Source organism: Pseudoalteromonas sp. (assembly GCF_041613455.1).
Classification (GTDB): Bacteria; Pseudomonadota; Gammaproteobacteria; order Enterobacterales; family Alteromonadaceae; genus Pseudoalteromonas.
The window spans coordinates 1-1626 of sequence record NZ_JBFJHD010000352.1; the positions used below are offsets into that span (position 1 = coordinate 1).

2 protein-coding genes are annotated in these 1626 nt (G+C 41.9%); both read left to right on the forward strand.

Going from position 1 to position 1626, the window contains the following annotated elements; translation table 11 throughout:
- The coding region (locus ABYB02_RS16970) for an ATP-binding protein (RefSeq protein ID WP_372763534.1) at positions 1-275 on the forward strand (275 nt) is incomplete at its 5' end.
- Positions 268-1626, forward strand: a 1359-nt coding sequence (locus ABYB02_RS16975) for a sigma-54-dependent transcriptional regulator (RefSeq protein WP_372763535.1), incomplete at its 3' end; no start/stop codon positions are given. The genes ABYB02_RS16970 and ABYB02_RS16975, both read left to right, overlap by 8 nt.

The window sequence follows — 1626 nt, forward strand, 5'->3', positions numbered from 1 at the left end:
CTAAACGAGAGCTTAGTTTCGATGTTGAGTGTTTTGAGGAGCGCGTTAAGCTTTCTATTTTAGATAGTGGTCCAGGTATTGAACACCATGTGCTGGGATCTATTTTTGAACCCTTTTACAGTACCAAGTCAAGTAATGGCTTAGGGCTGGGCTTATCAATATCAAAGCAAATTATTGATTCATTTAATGGTTACTTAACGGCGCACAACCGTCCTCAAGGCGGTGCACAATTTATTATTAGTTTATCAAGCATAGAGGCCCCAAAAAATGATTGAAGCCGTTGTTTGTAAGCAAGTGGTTGTTATTGATGATGAGGCGATGATCCGTGATTCGTTAAATCAACTTTTAACCCTCGAAGGGTATGAGGTACAGTGCTTTAGTGATGCGACTGTTGCCTTAAGCCGTTTAAGTCGTAATTTTTATGGTGTGGTCCTCAGTGATATAAATATGCCCACCATGGATGGTTTAGCCTTTATTGAGCAGGTAAAAGCATTCGACAGTGAACTTCCGGTAATATTTTTAACAGGTTATGCTGATGTTTCTGTTGCGGTAAAAGCAATGCAATTAGGCGCGTATGATTTATTTGAAAAACCCCTGAACGAAAATTTATTAGATTGCATTGCCAGAGCCTTAGACAAACGTGCTTTAGTTATGGAAAACAGGGCCCTGAAGCGCGCAGTTGAAAAGACCTCCGCGCCCGGTGTGCGTATTTTAGGCGAGACCCTTAAAATGCAGCACATGATGAACTTACTCAACACGGTGATTGATACACCGGCTGATGTGCTGATTGAAGGTGAAACTGGCACAGGGAAAGAATTGGTTGCCCGTTATTTACACGATCATAGTAACCGCTCAAGCTGTCAGTTTGTGGCTATTAACTGTGGTGCGGTGCCTGAGCAATTAATAGAAAGCGAATTGTTTGGTGCTGTTAGTGGTGCATACACTGGCGCAACACAAGATCGCAAAGGTAAGTTTGAGTTTGCACAAGGCGGCACCGTTTTTTTAGATGAAATTGAAAGCACTCCTTTATCGCTTCAAGTTAAGTTGCTACGAGTGCTTGAGGAGCGAAAAGTCACCCCCGTGGGTGCAAATAAAGCCATCGAGCTTGATATTCGTATTGTCGCGGCTACCAAAGTTGATTTACTTTCGTTGGTAGAAAAAGGTGAGTTTAGAGCCGATTTATATTATCGATTGAGTTTAGTTAAAGTCAGTATTCCCGCGTTAAGAGACAGAAAAGCCGATATCCCCTTGTTGTTTAAACACTTTAGCTCTATTGCGGCCACTCGTTTTCATAAACCTTTAGGTGCACTTAATATAGAATTACAGCAGCGCCTACTTGCCCATGATTGGCCAGGCAATGTACGTGAACTAAGAAATCAGGCAGAACGCGCGGTATTACTTGGCCCCGATCTGGCATTTGCACAAAGTGATTCAAGCAGTAGCGGTTCGTTATCATTGGATTTAAGCCTAGCCGAAAAGGTTAGCTTTTATGAACAGTCTTTAATTGAAGAAGCCCTAGAGCTTAACCATGGCAGTATCAAAAATACCATGGCAACGTTACAGATTGCGCGTAAAACCCTCTATGACAAAATGAGTAAATATAATCTTAATCGAGATATGTTTACC